Source organism: Clostridium gasigenes, from assembly GCF_900104115.1.
Taxonomy (GTDB): Bacteria; Bacillota; Clostridia; order Clostridiales; family Clostridiaceae; genus Clostridium; species Clostridium gasigenes.
This window is the reverse complement of record NZ_FNJM01000024.1, coordinates 1-16,591: the sequence shown is the minus strand read 5'-3', so window position 1 is coordinate 16,591 and position 16,591 is coordinate 1. Positions and strand designations below refer to the sequence as shown.

Here is a 16,591-nt window from a genome sequence, read left to right as displayed (position 1 = left end):
CTTTTTGCTCCTATTAATCTTAATTTTGTTCCTGAAAATTTAAATTCTACTTTTGTTTCTCCTGCTACACTTAATGGAAGTGTACTATATGTTATCTCTCCACCTGCAACAAATGCTCCAACATATTTTATATTGGAATTTGCATTTTCAAACCTCTTCCATCCTTTTTCTGGAGTTACTAAAGAATCCCCTATTTTCACAGTGCTACTTTGATTATTACTTGAAACATTATTTAAAGTTTCTGCCTTTGCAGTTATTGGCATAATGTTAAAAGTAAGCATTACTATCAATATAATAGATAGCAATGTCAACTTATTAGGTTTTTCACTATTTTTACACATTGTTCAATTTCCCCCTTTATTTTGAAATACCGTCATTATTATAACTGCTATATTTTATATTTTCAACAAATTTTTATATTTTTTCAATATTATATCATATTATATTTTCACTTTAATAACTTTAGAGTTACATTACTTTACAAGTAATGTAACTCTAAAGTTATTATTTAGCTATTAAATAATATTAATTTATATGATATCCTGAATTGTTCATAAAAAGGAATATAATATAAAGTCTACTATGGCTGTATTGCTGTTTGGTGGCTTTTTATCCCTATTTAACGAAAGTATATTAAATGTAGCACTACCTGTCCTTATGGAAGAAATGCATGTAACTGCAACTACAATACAATGGCTTGCTACTGGCTATGTGCTAATAGTTGCTATTCTTATACTAATTACAGCTTTTCTTATTCATAGCTTCAATACAAAACCGCTATTTTTAAGCGCAATGATATTATTCTTAGCAGGAATATTATTTTCTGTATTCACTACCTCTTTCACTACCTTGCTTATTTCAAGAATGATACAAGCTACAGGAACAGGAATGCTAATACCTATAATGATGAATACTGCTTTAGTAAACGTCAATTATCAATTGAACAACAAACTGATAGAGTTGCTATTACAAACACAGCAATTCAGATAGCTTCAGCAATCGGATCCACACTATTTATAGGCCTTATGACCGCAGGTCAAAACAAATTTTTAAATAACATAAGTAGTGGAATTACTGATGAAATTAATCTACAAGCACTATATAGTGGCTTCAGTTATTCCGTGACAGTTGCAGTTATAGTAATTGCTATTGGTTTTATACTATCCCTATTTTTAAGACGTGATGTTAAAAAAGAGGCTATCTAGAAGAATGTCCACTGTTCAAATAACACATATATTTACAGTATATATATATATACTGTTGAACAAACTAAAATAGAAATTCAATTATAAAAGGAGTGTATAACAATGAAGAAATTTTTAAAAACTTTATTAATACCATTATTTTTATTAACTTTAATACCATTTAAGGCTCAAGCCTTAGATCGTATAGCTTCTGAAGATATATCCTATAACAAATCCACCTGTAATTTAATGATGGCTGAGAGACAACTTTGGATAGATCATGTTTCATGGACTAGAAGTTTTATTATAAGTGATTTATCTTCACTTGAAGATAAAGGACCTGTATTAGAAAGACTTCTTAAAAATCAAGATGATATTGGAAATTCAATTAAACCTTATTACGGAGAAGAAGCTGGAAATAAACTTGCTGCTCTATTGAGAGAACATATCGGAATCGCTGGCCAAGTTACTGATGCGGCTAAAAATGGAAATAAAGATGATTTAGAAAAATATAATAAATTATGGTATGAAAATGCTGATAAAATAGCTGATTTTTTAAGTTCTGCTAACCCTAACTATTCAAATAAAGCTCTAAAAGATATGCTACATAAACATTTAGACTTTGTTACAGCTCAGGTTGTATCTAGATTAAATAAAGATTGGAAAGCAGATATTTCCTCATATGACAAAGGTGAAGCCCATATGATTATGTTCGCAGATATGCTTACTGATGGTATAATCAAACAGTTTCCTAAAAAATTTAAGTAATTAAATATTTAGGATGGTTTATAAAAATAACTTTTAATACCAACTAATAAAAAGAGTATTCAATAATTAAATTGAATACTCTTTTTTGCGTATATCATCATTCATTGCTGAGTCTATTATTTTTATCTCTGTTATTGATAATATTGATACTTTAGCAACTAATTTATAGCATAGATATCCTAGTGGAATAAATATTATTATGTTCCCAAATAAATTATATATAGCCCATGGTAACTATATACATTTATAATGTATAATGGTATAGGTATTTAAATACAATTAGGGGGAACAATAATGCGTAAATTTTTATTAACTATTTTATCTTTCACCTTGATTCTTTCTTTGGTTGGATGTGGCCCTAAACCAGATTAATCAACTAAATCTTTCTTTGAATCTACTAAATCTTGTGATTTTGAAACTATGAGCAAGTATATTAAATCAGATACTGATAGTAATATTATTACTGGTAAATTTGAATCAACTGAACAAGAAAATCTTATTAAATCATTATTCAAAAAAATAGATTATGAGATTCTATCAACTACAGTTAATAAAGATGAGGCTACTACTAAAGTAAAAATCACTTCTGTAGATATGCTTAGAGTATATAGTGATTCAATGAAACAAGTAATGGCGATATTACTTCCGCAAGCTTTTAGTGCAAATAAACCTAGTGATGATGAAATTCAAAAAATGACTTTTCAGTACATTACAAATGGAATTAATGATCCTGATGTAGCAAAAACTACAACCGAGGTAGATTTAAAATTAACTAAAGAAAAAGATAAATGGGTTATTGAATCTAGCGACGAGTTAACAAATGCTATAACAGGTAATTTATCTAAAGTAGCAAATAAATAAATAAATAAATAAATAAATAGATAGTATAAACAATTTTGTGCAAACTTAACAAACAAGGATTAATTTTTCTACAGTATTATAAAATAAGAAGCCCCACTTTTTAGTGATGCTTCTTATTTATATACAATTAAATTTCTATTTATCTATATCCATTTTCCTTATCTATAGCTTCCTCTTTAATCTCTTCCTTCATATTTTTAAGTGCTGATTCTCTTCTGTTATTTTTTTCTTCTAATGTCTGTTTCATTTTTTTATCATCTGTTTCTTCAATCATTTCATCTGCAAGCTGACAGTTTTGAATAGTTTTATCAATATTATATTGAATTCTGTCCACATTATCTGTTCTATCATCTGGTTTATTTTTCATATGTCTATCTCTCCTTTCCCTAATATAATTTTTATCTAAAGATCTTCTTTTTTATTATGGATAAAATTTCAGTTATTATACTAAAAGAAATTAAAAATAGTAACCTAGCTTATACATTTAGAAACTTGTTTCACTTCCAATGTAACAGGCTATTCTTTTATCTAAAAATATTTCTTGAATTTCTTCAAGCTTTTCCTCTGAAGTTGCTTCATACTCTTTATATTTATATGACTTGCCAAGCTGATTCCACTTAGAATCTCCCATTCTATGGAATGGAAGAATGTTAATCTCAAATAATCCGATACTGTTCATAAAATCTGCTGTTTGTTCAAAATTTTCTCTATTGTCATTATAATCTTCTATTATAGGTGTTCTAAGAACAACTCTTCCATTCCACTTACTTTCTTTTAAAGCAATTATATTTTTTAATATCAAATCATTATATACTCCTGTTTTCTCTTTGTGCTTTTCCCTATCCATATGTTTTAAATCTATAAATGCAAAATCTATATATTCCATTGCTTTTAAGAAGGTCTCAGTTTCTAGAAAAGCTGTAGTTTCAATAGCTGTATGAATATAACTTTCTTTACAACGTTTTAGCACTTTTAATAGAAAATCCTTTTGATAAAAAGGCTCACCTCCACTAAATGTAACGCCTCCATCTCTTGACCAAAACTGTCTATCTCTATTTAATATACGTAATAAATCATCAACAGAATATAATTTTCCACATTTCTTTAATGCCTCATTATAACATGATTCTACACATTTTAAGTCCTTACAATCACCACATATATTCCAGTTCATTTCAATTTTTCTATCCTTTATATATATACCATTATTTGAGCAGATATCAATACATCTGCTGCAACCTTGATTAACCTTACATTTTCCTTCAGCAAACATTACTTTTTGATTGCAATCCCAGCTCTCTGGATTAGCACACCATTCGCATTTTAAGAAACATCCTGAAAAAAAACATGTAGTTCTACAGCCTGGACCATCATGAACTGAATAGCTTTGAATATCAAAAACCAATCCTTTATCTTCCATAATATCCCCTCCATATGCCATAAGAGTTAAAAAAATTTCTTCTCTTAACTCTTATTACTTATTAACTTTTAACTTTTACTTCACTAGTACTTTTTCCTTCCTTAACCTTTAATGGCAATGCAATAGCAAATATTATCGAAAATATAAATGCACCCATTGCAAATAATATTGAATTTAAATAACTTCCTGATTTATCAAATAGATATGCACCAGTAAAGCTTCCTAATGCAGGACCAATGCCCATTACTATCAAAGTCGCCATTCCCCATATCCTTCCAAATGTTTTTCCTCCATATAATGATCCAGCATACCCAGCAACTCCACCTGGTTCTATAGCCCAATAAGAGGCAAAGATAATACATGAAATTATGGCAACAATCTTAGATTGTGTTGTTACTAAAAGAATACATGCAACTATCCCTAAGGCAGGTGCTAAAATCAACATATTCTTTCTTGCTAAAGTTTCATTATTCAACCTACCAACAAGCTTATCTGATACCTTACCAAGTAAAGGCATAGTGAATATCCCTGCTATTCCTATACATACATAAAGATTTGTTGCTGTACCTAATGATAGTTTCGAATCTATTACCCAATAATTTACTATTTGAGTCCAAATTAAAAATTCTCCTATCATACTTCCTAAAAAAGCTAATACGGCTCCCCATATTGGAAGAGTTTTAAATGCCCCAGTAACAGTCCATTCCTTATTGCTTTTTCTAACATTAACTGTTTCTATTCCAAATGCCTCTAATCCATAATTTTCAGGATTTTTCTTTGATATTACTGCAGCAATTACAAGTGCTACAAATACTATAAGTGAAAGGACTCTCATCCCAACCCTCCAATCCATATTTAAAAGAATTGGTTTAAGTCCAAGACTTAATAATACCTGCGCTATTGGTGCCCCCATAAATGCTATCCCCCACATAGATGCATAGGATTTTCCTACATACCATTTGCGGACAGATACTGTTGATGAAACCCAAAGCATACCAGTTCCAATTCCTGCAAAAAGAACATATGGAATTAAATATCCTAAGTAGCTCTGTGCAAAACTTGTTATAAAAAATCCTAACCCAGCACATACGGAACCTATCGCATAAGCTGGCCTTGTACCATACTTATCAATAATCATTCCACTAAAAAATGCTGTTATTGCATAAACTGTCATCATTAATGAATATCCTAAGGTTAAACTTGATGCACTCCATCCTAAATCCTTTGCCATTGGCCCTTGAAGAACTGAAAAACTTGACCTAAATCCAAACAAACAAAAGACTGCAAGCCCTGAAGCTAATACCACCATTCTCCCTATTTTTTTTGAGTCTATTTTATTCTCCACTGCAATTCCCCCTCATATATGAAAGTCTCATTTTATATAATATGAAAATTTCAATTTAGGCACTTTCAAAAAATAATAGACCAATTTTCTAGTCTATTATTTTTTTCAAGTATCTTATATGAAATCAATATTTTATTTACGTTCATACCTCTCACATAATATTGATTTTAATTCACTCGGAGACCAAGTTTCCTTCTTAAAACCAACACAAGTTCCAATGCCATCCTTGTCTGGATTTAAAAAATTTGTGCAATTCTTACATTTCGATATTTCATTGAAAGAGCTACAAAGTTCAGTATCAATAAATATCATTTCATTTGTTAATCTGCATATCCCCTTTGCAGCATCAATAGGACAAAAATTTGAGCAATCGCTGTGTTTCATATTTTCTCTACACATTATATTAAACCCCCTCATATTCTGTTCTTGCAATAACTTCATCTTGTATTGGTTTACCGATTTCACACCAATATTGAGTAAATCCTGCAACACGAACCATCAAGTCTCTATAATTCCCTGGGTTTTCTTGCGCATTTTTTAACACTTTAGAATCAACAACATTGTATTGAATATGATATCCACCTTTTCTCATATATGAACGAGTTAAATCTAAGAGTTTCTTAGAACCCTCTACGCCTTTTATAGCTGATGGATGAATTTTTAAATTCATTTGGCTATTTTGTGACATACTATGATCCCATACTGTAGCAGATGTAAATAATGCGTATATACCATTCTTATCTGTTCCTGGATAAGCTGACATAGAACCATCTGCATAAGTTGTTCCACTAAGTCTTCCATCTGGTGTTGCCAAAGTTGCTGCCCCCTGTGCTCCATGGGTTGATACAGATATTTGACAAGCATACATCTTCTTTGCATATAGTGATTCATAATTATGACACATATTACAGAACCAATTTTCATATTTAAGCAATATATCATCAACATACTTGTCATCGTTTCCATATTTAGGAGCTAATAAGCAATCTCCATATAAATTATCATATTTAGAGTCTTTATTTTTCTTTTCTTGATCAGCCAATGAATAACTTCCTATTTCCTCTGCTGATTTAAATCCAAAATTATCTATCATAGCCGTCTTAACTTCTTCTAAAGAATACTTTTTATCATCATATACTAATTTCTTTAAAGCAGCTAGTGAGTTTATAGTGCTTATTGTTCCACAACTTTCAATATTGTATGTTGCATTAAATCTATAACCCATATGCCCAATATGATGCCCCTTAGTTAAACAATCAGGTTTTAAGAAAGAATTTAAAATTGACATATTTTTCTTTCTCCAAATATCATGCTGTATATTATTAGTTTTAGCTAATACATCACAAGTTAGCTCATAATATTCTATAAATTGCTTCCATAAATCTTCATAAGTTTCTAAATCCTTATTATGTGCTAGATATACTTGAATTCCAGTTCTATGATCCATACCATTTGTTAGAACTAACTCTAATACTTTTGGATTTGCAATAAAGTGAACTCCAACAGATGTAGGCTGTCCACTTCCTCCTGGAACTTCATAAGTCTTTCCATTTAATTCTAACGGTAACCAACTACATGGTGAAGTTTCAAGGCACCCCCCAATAGCAACCGCTCTAGCCTCTTCTATTGTCATTCCTTCTGACCCATATTGATTCATCATGAATTCAATAGCTCCTCTATTATTCATCCAAGCTGGATATCCTGTACCTGTCTTGTCACATTCTATACACTTTAATAAAAACTCTTCTGGTAACTTTTCATCATAAAAACATGATAAGGTTGGTTGTGGTGTTGCACAAGTTATTCCCGCTTCAACAATTAACATTTCTAATCTATTAGAAGCTTGTGTTCCATCTTTTTTAAGTCCGCCAATAGTTAAATTATTAAATGTATTTCCGGATAAAACTCCACCAACTACTCCTGTAGACGCAAAGCAGTCTATACAAGTATACTTAACTCTATGAAGTTCTAATAATTCAAGAACTTCTTCTTCCGTAGTCCTGCCTGCCTCAATATCTTGTTCAAACCAAGGATAAAGAATTTGTCCAAGTCTACCAACTGATAATCCAGATATAGCATCCTCATTTAGCACAGAAATATGAATGGTATAAGTCAATTGTAGAGCTTCTCTAAATGTTCTTGGCTTATTATAAGCAATCCAATTTAAACACTCCGCTATCTCTTCATATTCACTCTTTTGAGTATTATCTTGAGTTATATTTCCTAACTCTTCAGCATGTTTTGCATAATTTAGTATCCAAGCTTGTAAACCCTCTATTATAGTTCTAATAGCTTCATAGTAATACAATCTATCCATTCCTATTAATCCATCACCATCAGCATTTCCAGATACTTCTTTAATTCTTTCAATAGCCATATTTTTAATTCCATCAAATCCATACTGCAAAGGGAAATAATAATTCACTACCTCTCTTCCTTGAGGAAGTGTAAACCCTGAATCAAACATACATATTAAGCTTTTCATAACATTTTCTTTTATATCATAATCAGGCACCATTTGTTCATACTTATGCCCTAAATCATCAACTGATCTTCCTACCCATTCTTTAGAAAGTTTTACCAATGTAGGTATCTCTTCTTGCCTCATACCAAATTTACCTGCAATTGAGATAACCTTTCCAAAGCTGGCAACTACATTTCCACCTCCAGAACCAAATTTACTTAACTCTCCAGCACTAGCACTTCCTCTATCTAAAGCTTCTTTATATAATTCATCTTCTTTTGCAACGAAGAATCCTTCTGATAACCATGGATTTGCAAATGAACCTCTGTAATTACTAGTTTTTTGCATAACCAATTTCTCACCTGGAATTATATTAGGTGTAATATGAGAAAAGGCATACTTTAAAGCCTCAGCCCTTCTGATAACGGTTACTTCACCTTCCAGTTCATTCCATCTTCTTGTGTACCAGTATGGAAATTCAGTATCAGCAGTTGATAAAGTAGAATAATAAATATCTCTTAATCTTTCTGCTCTCCTAGTCGGCTTTTTAATTATCTCCCTATCAACCATCTCTTCTGGTCCTTCTCCTCCTGATTTAAAATTAATTGGAAGCCCTTTTTCTGCTAATATATCAATTAGCTTTTTCTTAGTTGACATTCCTACCCCTCTTTTCTAAATTTATTTAAATATAATAGCTTTTTAATAATTTTATGTGTTTTTTACCATTATTATTCTTATCCTTATAAAAATAATATATAGTTAATTTTATAATATTTATTCTAGTACACCTATTGATTTTTAACTTTTTATTGTGAAAAATATAAAAAACCACTTTTATTATGTAAAATTGTTTTTAACAATAAACTTACATAATAAAGGTAGTCTAATTTTGTTAGCAAGTGGGGATATAATTCTGCTGCAATAAGTATACAACACGTACTAGCAAATCCTTTTGGACTTTCTGCAAAAACAAAACAAGCATTCCAAGTTGTATAAAGAAAATTCCAAGATACGGTAGTGTAACTAACTAAATCAGTTGGTTTTTCAGCTGTAAATCCCCACATCTTTCCCTTCTTTTGTTCATGATGTGCTATTCTTCAAAAGCTAAGAAATACAATTTGGAGTAACAGACTTAAAGTTTTAGCCCATCTAAATCAACCTACTACTCCTCCCCCAATTATCCACACTGAAAATGTACATAATCTTTTAATCCAAAATAAGTTTATAAACTTTGGGTGTTTTCTCATAAATTTGAACAATTTATACTATGTATTTGGGGACCTACTGAATCTTGCTTCAAAACAGTTTAAGACTCCAAATGGTACAACAATTGGTTTGAGAAGTGCAGTGGAATTTTTAAATATACCTATTCAATGTGATTTTCACAATGCTTTTAATGATGCCTTTTATACAACTGAAATATTTAAGAAGCTTTATTCTCCTGATATAGATCCCATAACCTATAATAAAGAATGTTACTTTAAAAGAATTGTTGCACCTAAAAAGAAGGTTGATACTGAAGGTCTACTTAATCAGTTTGAGAAAATGTATAATAGAGAAATGACTGATGATGAGAAGTCTATAATAAAGCTTTCCTATATTATGGGGAAAACTAATCAATTTCTAATTTAATATAAAATTTAAGGACTTACAATTAAGTAAGTCCTCAATTCATAGTCGTAATATGCAAAGTAAACTGTGTCTTTGGCCAATTCCTAGCTTCAAATCACGTCTATCTACTTAAATCACATCACTTATAATTTTAATTTATAACATTACGCTACTATATCTCTTTTTGTAAAACCAATATATGAAATAACATTAAAAATTATAAAATAAACTATAAGCACAATAATTGAAAATTCTATGGTCATTCCTTCAACTAATGGCTCACCAGTACTATATTTAGTCAAATCTGTATTTGCAAATAAAATATATTTTGACCAATTAAATCTACCAAGCAACATTGTTATGGTGTTCCCTACTGTTAAAAGAAAAACTCCAGTCCCTATAGCCATTGCACTATTACGGAAAACTGTAGAAATCATAAAGGCTAAAGTAACCATCATAACTAAATTTATACACTTAAGTCCACAAACTTGTATAATATGCACTATCATATTAACTTCATTAATTTCCCCATTAAGATTTGTAAGGAATGGTAAACCTGTCCCTTTGAAGCTAAACAATATCCCCCCTAGTAAAAATGACACTACTAAAAGTACCAAAACCATTAAAAGAGTATATATTATAACGGAAATGTATTTAGATACTAATATTTTCCAACGCTTTGAAGGTCTAATTAATAATAGTTTAATTGTGCCCCCCGAAAACTCATTTGCTACTATTCCCCCGCCCATTACAATGGCAAAAAGCGAAATTAAACTTATTAGAGCACCTACTGCACCCTCTACAAACCCCCATAAAGATTTATCTTCTATAGGTTGAATATCATTTTTAAGGCGATATTCATTAGTTTGCAACCTCTTTTCAAAGCTGTCCTTTTGTATTTGAGGTATTTCCTGACTAGCTAATTGTTCTTTAATAGACTCATTTTCGCTTATTATATCTTGTTTCCAATCACTTTTAGGTGCTTCATTTATTCCAAATTTTAATATAATCCCGGCTGCTACTATGCTAAGGATCAATATCCCCATCATTATCCATGTACTAATACTATGCGAAAGCTTCATATTTTCATTACGAATTAAGTTAATCATCTTATTCAATTTCTTTTCCCTCCGTCATTTCCAAGAATTTGCCCTCTAAACTTTGTTGCACCTTACGAATTCCGTAAATTTTAATTCCCTGGTTCACAAGCTTTTCAACTAACTCAGGAACATTTTCTATATTTTCTATAATTTCAATTTCATTATTATTTATTTTCGAATTATATTCACTACTAAGACTTTCTAAATATACTTTTGCTTTTTCAATTGGTTCAACAGATAAAGCTATAACTGAATCTGAGTCATCCTCAAGCATTTCCTTCATCTCTTGAATTCTAACCAATTTCCCATTTTGTATTATTCCTACTCTATCACACATAAGTTCCATTTCTGAAAGTAAATGACTTGATACAACTACTGCAATATTTTCTTCTTTTGCAAGAGTCCTCAAATGATTACGCAATTCATGAATACCAGCAGGATCTAGTCCATTGGTAGGTTCGTCTAGTACCAATACTTTTGGAGAATTAAGTAATGCTTGTGCAACCCCTAGTCTTTGACGCATACCTAGAGAATATGTCTTTATTTTGTCATGTATCCTTTTTTCAAGACCCACAATTTTTATAACCTCATCAATACGTCCCTTTTTTAAATCTGGGTACATTCTCCAAAAATGAACAAGATTTTGATATCCCGTTAAATATTTGTATAAATCTGGGTTTTCAATGATTCCTCCTACTTTTGCAACAGCCTTTTCAAAATCTTTCTCAACATTGAATCCATCAATATACATTTCGCCTTTAGTAATAGACATCAATCCTAAAAGCATTTTAATAGTAGTAGTTTTACCTGCTCCGTTTGGTCCGAGGAATCCAAAAACCTCCCCTGAAAACACATCAAAAGTAAGATCATCTATTATTACCTTTTTACCAATTTTCTTTGTGACATTCTTGATTTGTACTATAGCTTTCGCTTCCATATTGAACCTCCTTATAGTTTTTTTACTATTAATTTACCTTTTCTAAACTTTAAATTTATTATTACTATTTCTCGGCGATCACAGAATATATATTACCGCTTAATGTTTTATATTTATTCAAAATAACTTGCTCACAAAATTTATAAGCTTTCTGTATACTTACAACTCTCTTTTACCTGTTTATATTTTAACATAGTTTTCCAATTTGTAAAAGAGTCGCTTCTCAATAATCCTTCATTTATGGTTTATCTCAATAATTTTATTTTCACCATTACTTATATTTTAAAATTAAAAAACCCATGAGGGCAGTTTAGTTGCCCCCCATGGGTTTTCTGATAGTGAAGATACTTTCTATATTCTAAAATTTATATCCATCAAAAACTTTTAATCCTTCTTCATTTAATTCACTTTCAACAACTATAGGTCTATTTGGACTCTTTTCAAAAACTTCCTTGCAAGATATCATAATATTACTTCCAGCTATTTCCGCAAGCTGATCATGTGATACACTATATACCAACTTATGTAAATTTGCCCACACTATAGCACCAGAGCACATTACACAGGGCTCACAGCTAGTGTATAAAGTATATTCTTTTAAATTAAATATATTATTTTCTACGCAAAACTTTCTTATAAGTCCAATTTCTGCATGATGAGTAGGGTCACATAAAGTATTAATTTGATTCTCTCCACTCATTACTATTTCATTATCTTTTACTAAAATTGCTCCGAAAGGTTCATTCCCTTCATTTCTTGACTTCATAGCAAGTTCTATAGCTTTCCTCATAAAATATTCATCGTTTTTTATCATAATGTAATCCACCTTTTATTAACCTATATTTTCAATTATTTTAGCTATCCATTTACAAAAATCCACAGATGCCTTTTGAGCTATGTCTACAACATTCTTATGTGAATGTTTTTGTTTTTGTATTCCTGTAGCCATATTTGTAATACAAGCTATTCCAAGTACCTCCATTCCTAAATAATTAGCAGCTATAGTTTCAGGAACTGTTGACATTCCAACTGCATCTGCCCCTTGATTTCTAATCGATCTTATTTCTGCTGCTGTTTCATAATAAGGCCCCATAAAGCCTGCATAAACACCTTCTTTATACTCAATTCCTATTTCATTTGCTACTTTTTTTGCTTTATCTATTAATTCAATCTTAAAAGGTTCAGACATATCAGGGAATCTTGTGCCAAATCTTTCATCATTTATTCCAATCAAAGGATTATCTGAAACTAAATTAATAAAATCATTAATAATCATTAATGTTCCTGGATTAAAACTTGTATTTATACCACCACAAGCATTAGTTATTATAAGTTTTTCAATTCCTAATTGTTTCATTACAAATATTGGATATGCAACTTCCTTCATTGTATATCCCTCAAAATAATGAAATCTTCCTTGCATTGCTAAAACATCTATTCCTTTTATTTTTCCAAATACCAATCTTCCTTCATGTCCTTGAACTGTTGACGTAGGAAAATTAGGTATATCTTTATAATCAATGTATTGTTTATCCTCTATTGCATCAACTAAATCACCTAGTCCTGATCCTAAAATAACTGCAATCTTAGGCATTGAATTATTTTTACTTTGTATATAGTTTCTTGATTCTACCACTTTATCATACATATTATTCATATTACTTACCTCCTGATTTTTTTAAAACTTTAGAAACCGGTTTCCAATAATATAAAAAAATAAAATTTATACTACTAAATTTTATTTTTTTTTGTACTATTCCTAATTATTAAATTATATCCCATCACTATACTTCTATTTTTCATTTTGTCATTATTAATTTTTTCTAATATTAAGCTTGCCGCATTTTTACCAGAATCATAATAATCATAATGTATAGTAGTTAGAGTTGGTTCAAATACAGATGACATATCCATATCGTCTATTCCTACAACTGATATCTGATTTGGAACTTCATAGGAAGATTCCCTTAAGTATTTTAATGCACCAAATGCTAACCTATCTATTGCAGCAAATATAGCAGTAGGAGTTTCTTTAGAATTGTTTATTATATTTTTCATTGCATTATATCCTGAAGATACATCAAAATTTCCTGATGATATATATTCTTCTTTAATATCAATTTTATTCTCTTTCAATACATATAGGTATCCATTTTTTCGTAAGCTGGCTACTACTGATTTATTTTCTTCCAATCCAATATATGCAATTTTTTCATGACCTTGATTAATTAAATATGAAACAATTTCCTTAGCTGCATTAAAATCATCATATATTACACAAGAAGCATCTATTTTGCTATTTTCTTGTCCCATCATTACAATAGGTGTGTTAATTTCATCTAATAACCTTATATGTTCTTCTGTAATGCTAGTTGGAAAAAAAATAATTCCATCGACATGTTTCTTTTTGAAAATATCAAAATATTTCAATTCTTCATCTATTTTTTCTCTTGAATTAGCTAATAAAACATTATATCCATATTCATTTAATTTATCAATAATACCTTCAGTTATATTTGAAAAAGTATCAATACCAATTCTAGGAATTATTACACCTATTACTTTTGTTCTCTTAGTAACTAACTCTTGAGCCAATAAGTTAGGCGTATATCCTGTTTCTTTCAATATTTTTTCTACTTTTTCCTTTAATTCTGAACTTACATTTTGTGAATTATTAATTACTCTTGATACTGTAGCTTTGGAAACACCCGCTAATTTTGCGATATCTTTCATATTCATAAACTTTTCTCACCAAATTCTTTATATATTGGAAACCGGTTTCAAGTTTATTGTATAAGTTTCATTGCTAAAAGTCAAGTTTTTTTAAATAGTCAGCTTGTCTGACACGAAATTGCTATTATTTAACCTCAGGAACTTCTATAGTTACAGCTGAATTTTCAATTTCTTTAGATGTTCTACTATCATAAACCTTAACTATAAATTTACTATGACCTATATACTCTTGTGGTAATATAGTTTTTGTTATTTTAGTAACAGTATCCGGATCATAACTCCAATCCTTACTAGTATTTCCCATCCATATTTGTTTTCCTGTTTCATCAAATATGGCATAATAATATGGATCTTTTTCCTCTCTATTATGGTTTCCAAATTCACCTCTATTTTCTGAATGAAATGTTGCTGCAAAAGGCGAAAAAACTATTTTATCTAAATATATACTTCCCTCATCCACTTTTATTTCTTTATCTAAGATAACTGTATTTACAATGGCATCCTTAGATTTCGCAAACTCTATCTTAACTTTCTCTTCTTTTTTTATTGAAGAGTTGTGATTCGTAACAACTAATTCACCCTTAATGATATCAGGTAATTTTAATTTCCCTACATCATTCCAAACAACCGTTGAGAACCTATTATCTTCTATTTTAGTATCTACATCTGACCCACTATAGCCACCTTTTATCTCCTTAGGTATACTTTGTTTTATATCTAAGCCAACGGTAATCCCCATAAATCCATTACCTTCTAACTCACCACCATCTTTTCTTTCTACGCTATAAGCATAAACTATAAAACTTCCATCATATCCTATATTATTTACAGTTACATTATACTCTCCAATTTCTATATTAATAGCATCATCCTTAGTATATTTTGTATATAAATCAGCAGTATTTTTATCATTTAAAACTTCTTTTACCCCGAAAATATTTTTTAATATCTCACTTCCATATGTTGTTGCTCCTGATGATATAACAATTGCTACTAAACCCGCTACTGCTATTTTTGCAAACTTTCTTTTTTTGAACTTCTTTTTATCTGGTAGCGAATTTACTGTATCCTCAAAAAAACTATGAAAGTCTTCATCTATCTCACTATTTCTCTCATTATTTAAAGCTTCTTCTAATTTTTTTTCATCCATTAATAACACGCCCCTCTTTATCAATAATTTTACTTAACTTTTCTTTTGCCCTTGATAGCCTTGATTTAACTGTACCTTCTGATATGTTTAAGAGTGCACTTATCTCCTTATAACTTAAATCATTAAAATAATATAAAACAATAACTTTCTTATAATCCTCTGATAATTCCTCTAAACACTGTCTTATTTCTATTTCTTCATATCCATTTTCTATATGAACTTTTTCTATATAAGTATCTAAATAAAGAATTTTCCTTTGTCTTTTTAATGTGTCCCTACATTTATTACCTAAAATCTTTAATAACCAAAACTTAAATGAATCTATATTTCTTAAATCGTCTATTTTTTCATAAACTGTCATTATTGTTTCCTGTACTGCATCTTTAATAAGTTCTTCATTAACTAACATGTGTTTGGCAAATAAATATATGTCCTTTTCATAAAGCTTTAATAATTCAACAAATGCCACCTTATTTCCTTTTTTAGCTTTTTTAATTAACTCGCTTTCATTCATAATTCTCACCCTCCCTTTACACATACTAGACTATGTACCAATGTAATTTGTTCCATATTTCTTACTTCTATGACTATTTTATTATAATCTAAAACTTTGTTAGTAAGTGCCTGCTAATCATCAACCATAAATGATTTTATTTATGCATTTGCATCTTCCCTAGTTTCACAAATAGCAACTCAGGCTTAAACAAAAAACTGCAATAAAGTTTTTAGTAAAGTGGTCCCTATGTCAAGGACAGTTAGAAAAAAACGCCTAAAAAATGAATTGGAATATTTTTCATGGAAGATGTATGACAAGAAAGCACTGGTATTATACCGTTTGTAGGTATTTACCAGTGCTTTAAATTATATTGATATATAAAATTAGTTTAGCTAGATTTTAATCGGATATTCACCGGTTTCTAGATATTCGTAGTATTTATTTGGTGATAGCTTGGCCAAATTCCATTGATATCTATTGTTATTGTAATAATCAATATAATTATCAGTTTCTTGTTTCAGT

19 protein-coding genes and 1 pseudogene are annotated in these 16,591 nt (G+C 29.9%); 5 read left to right on the top strand and 15 right to left on the bottom strand.

The annotated features are described in order from the left end of the window. Nucleotides 1–341, bottom strand: a pseudogene (locus tag BLS77_RS18690) (hypothetical protein); the annotation flags it as partial. 241 nt (nt 342–582) lie between these two features. Between BLS77_RS18690 and BLS77_RS18685 the strand changes: the two are divergent. The 4 genes from BLS77_RS18685 (at nt 583) to BLS77_RS18675 (ending at nt 2,813) form a co-directional block, all read left to right on the top strand. Next, complete coding sequence (locus BLS77_RS18685; RefSeq protein WP_089973581.1) at nt 583–990, top strand: MFS transporter; 408 nt, start codon at nt 583–585, stop codon at nt 988–990. 35 nt (nt 991–1,025) lie between these two features. Then, nucleotides 1,026–1,205: a multidrug efflux MFS transporter gene (locus BLS77_RS19590; protein ID WP_139164876.1), complete on the top strand. Its 180-nt coding sequence runs from the start codon at nt 1,026–1,028 to the stop codon at nt 1,203–1,205. Nucleotides 1,206–1,307: 102 nt separating this feature from the next. Next, a complete protein-coding gene (locus tag BLS77_RS18680) occupies nt 1,308–1,952 on the top strand; it encodes a glycosyltransferase (RefSeq protein ID WP_089973579.1) in 645 nt (214 codons plus the stop codon). Between the two features lie 420 nt (nt 1,953–2,372). Further along, nucleotides 2,373–2,813: a DUF5105 domain-containing protein gene (locus tag BLS77_RS18675; protein WP_089973577.1), complete on the top strand. Its 441-nt coding sequence runs from the start codon at nt 2,373–2,375 to the stop codon at nt 2,811–2,813. Between the two features lie 139 nt (nt 2,814–2,952). Here BLS77_RS18675 and tlp read toward each other — a convergent pair whose 3' ends face one another. From tlp to BLS77_RS18645, 6 genes are all read right to left on the bottom strand, one after another. Then, complete coding sequence (gene tlp, locus BLS77_RS18670) at nt 2,953–3,180, bottom strand: small acid-soluble spore protein Tlp (RefSeq protein WP_089973575.1); 228 nt, start codon at nt 3,178–3,180, stop codon at nt 2,953–2,955. A gap of 117 nt (nt 3,181–3,297) precedes the next feature. Next, nucleotides 3,298–4,236: a 4-hydroxyphenylacetate decarboxylase activase gene (gene hpdA / locus BLS77_RS18665; RefSeq protein ID WP_089973585.1), complete on the bottom strand. Its 939-nt coding sequence runs from the start codon at nt 4,234–4,236 to the stop codon at nt 3,298–3,300. Nucleotides 4,237–4,294: 58 nt separating this feature from the next. Then, nucleotides 4,295–5,578, bottom strand: coding sequence for an MFS transporter (locus BLS77_RS18660; RefSeq protein WP_089973573.1), 1,284 nt, complete (start codon nt 5,576–5,578; stop codon nt 4,295–4,297). 132 nt (nt 5,579–5,710) lie between these two features. Then, nucleotides 5,711–5,977 carry a 4-hydroxyphenylacetate decarboxylase small subunit gene (hpdC, locus tag BLS77_RS18655; protein WP_089973571.1) on the bottom strand — a complete coding sequence of 89 codons (267 nt, stop codon included), beginning with the start codon at nt 5,975–5,977 and terminating at the stop codon, nt 5,711–5,713. A 4-nt stretch (nt 5,978–5,981) separates the two neighbouring features. Continuing rightward, nucleotides 5,982–8,699, bottom strand: a complete 2,718-nt coding sequence (hpdB, locus tag BLS77_RS18650) for a 4-hydroxyphenylacetate decarboxylase large subunit (protein WP_089973567.1) — start codon at nt 8,697–8,699, stop codon at nt 5,982–5,984. Nucleotides 8,700–8,848: 149 nt separating this feature from the next. Then, complete coding sequence (locus BLS77_RS18645) at nt 8,849–9,106, bottom strand: hypothetical protein (protein WP_089973565.1); 258 nt, start codon at nt 9,104–9,106, stop codon at nt 8,849–8,851. Nucleotides 9,107–9,293: 187 nt separating this feature from the next. Between BLS77_RS18645 and BLS77_RS18640 the strand changes: the two genes are divergently transcribed. After that, nucleotides 9,294–9,674, top strand: coding sequence for a 3'-5' exonuclease family protein (locus tag BLS77_RS18640; RefSeq protein ID WP_089973563.1), 381 nt, complete (start codon nt 9,294–9,296; stop codon nt 9,672–9,674). 143 nt (nt 9,675–9,817) lie between these two features. On the opposite strand, the gene BLS77_RS18635 is transcribed toward BLS77_RS18640, so the two are convergent. The 8 genes from BLS77_RS18635 to BLS77_RS19585 form a co-directional block, all read right to left on the bottom strand. Continuing rightward, complete coding sequence (locus BLS77_RS18635; RefSeq protein ID WP_242874031.1) at nt 9,818–10,762, bottom strand: ABC transporter permease; 945 nt, start codon at nt 10,760–10,762, stop codon at nt 9,818–9,820. Nucleotide 10,763: 1 nt separating this feature from the next. Then, a complete protein-coding gene (locus BLS77_RS18630; RefSeq protein WP_089973559.1) occupies nt 10,764–11,690 on the bottom strand; it encodes an ABC transporter ATP-binding protein in 927 nt (308 codons plus the stop codon). Between the two features lie 358 nt (nt 11,691–12,048). Then, nucleotides 12,049–12,504: a nucleoside deaminase gene (locus BLS77_RS18625; RefSeq protein ID WP_089973557.1), complete on the bottom strand. Its 456-nt coding sequence runs from the start codon at nt 12,502–12,504 to the stop codon at nt 12,049–12,051. Between the two features lie 18 nt (nt 12,505–12,522). Continuing rightward, complete coding sequence (locus BLS77_RS18620) at nt 12,523–13,338, bottom strand: purine-nucleoside phosphorylase (RefSeq protein WP_089973583.1); 816 nt, start codon at nt 13,336–13,338, stop codon at nt 12,523–12,525. 83 nt (nt 13,339–13,421) lie between these two features. Continuing rightward, entirely contained in the window at nt 13,422–14,429 is a 1,008-nt protein-coding gene (locus BLS77_RS18615) for a LacI family DNA-binding transcriptional regulator (protein WP_089973555.1), read from the bottom strand. A gap of 118 nt (nt 14,430–14,547) precedes the next feature. Further along, the gene (locus tag BLS77_RS18610; RefSeq protein ID WP_089973553.1) at nt 14,548–15,573 is read right to left on the bottom strand and encodes a DUF4179 domain-containing protein; all 1,026 of its coding nucleotides are present in this window, start codon (nt 15,571–15,573) and stop codon (nt 14,548–14,550) included. Further along, nucleotides 15,566–16,087, bottom strand: a complete 522-nt coding sequence (locus BLS77_RS18605) for an RNA polymerase sigma factor (protein WP_175490921.1) — start codon at nt 16,085–16,087, stop codon at nt 15,566–15,568. The genes BLS77_RS18610 and BLS77_RS18605 overlap by 8 nt, the downstream gene beginning before the upstream one ends. Before the next feature lie 374 nt (nt 16,088–16,461). Then, entirely contained in the window at nt 16,462–16,590 is a 129-nt protein-coding gene (locus BLS77_RS19585) for an IS3 family transposase (protein WP_423231041.1), read from the bottom strand. Between the last annotated feature and the right edge of the window lies 1 nt (nt 16,591).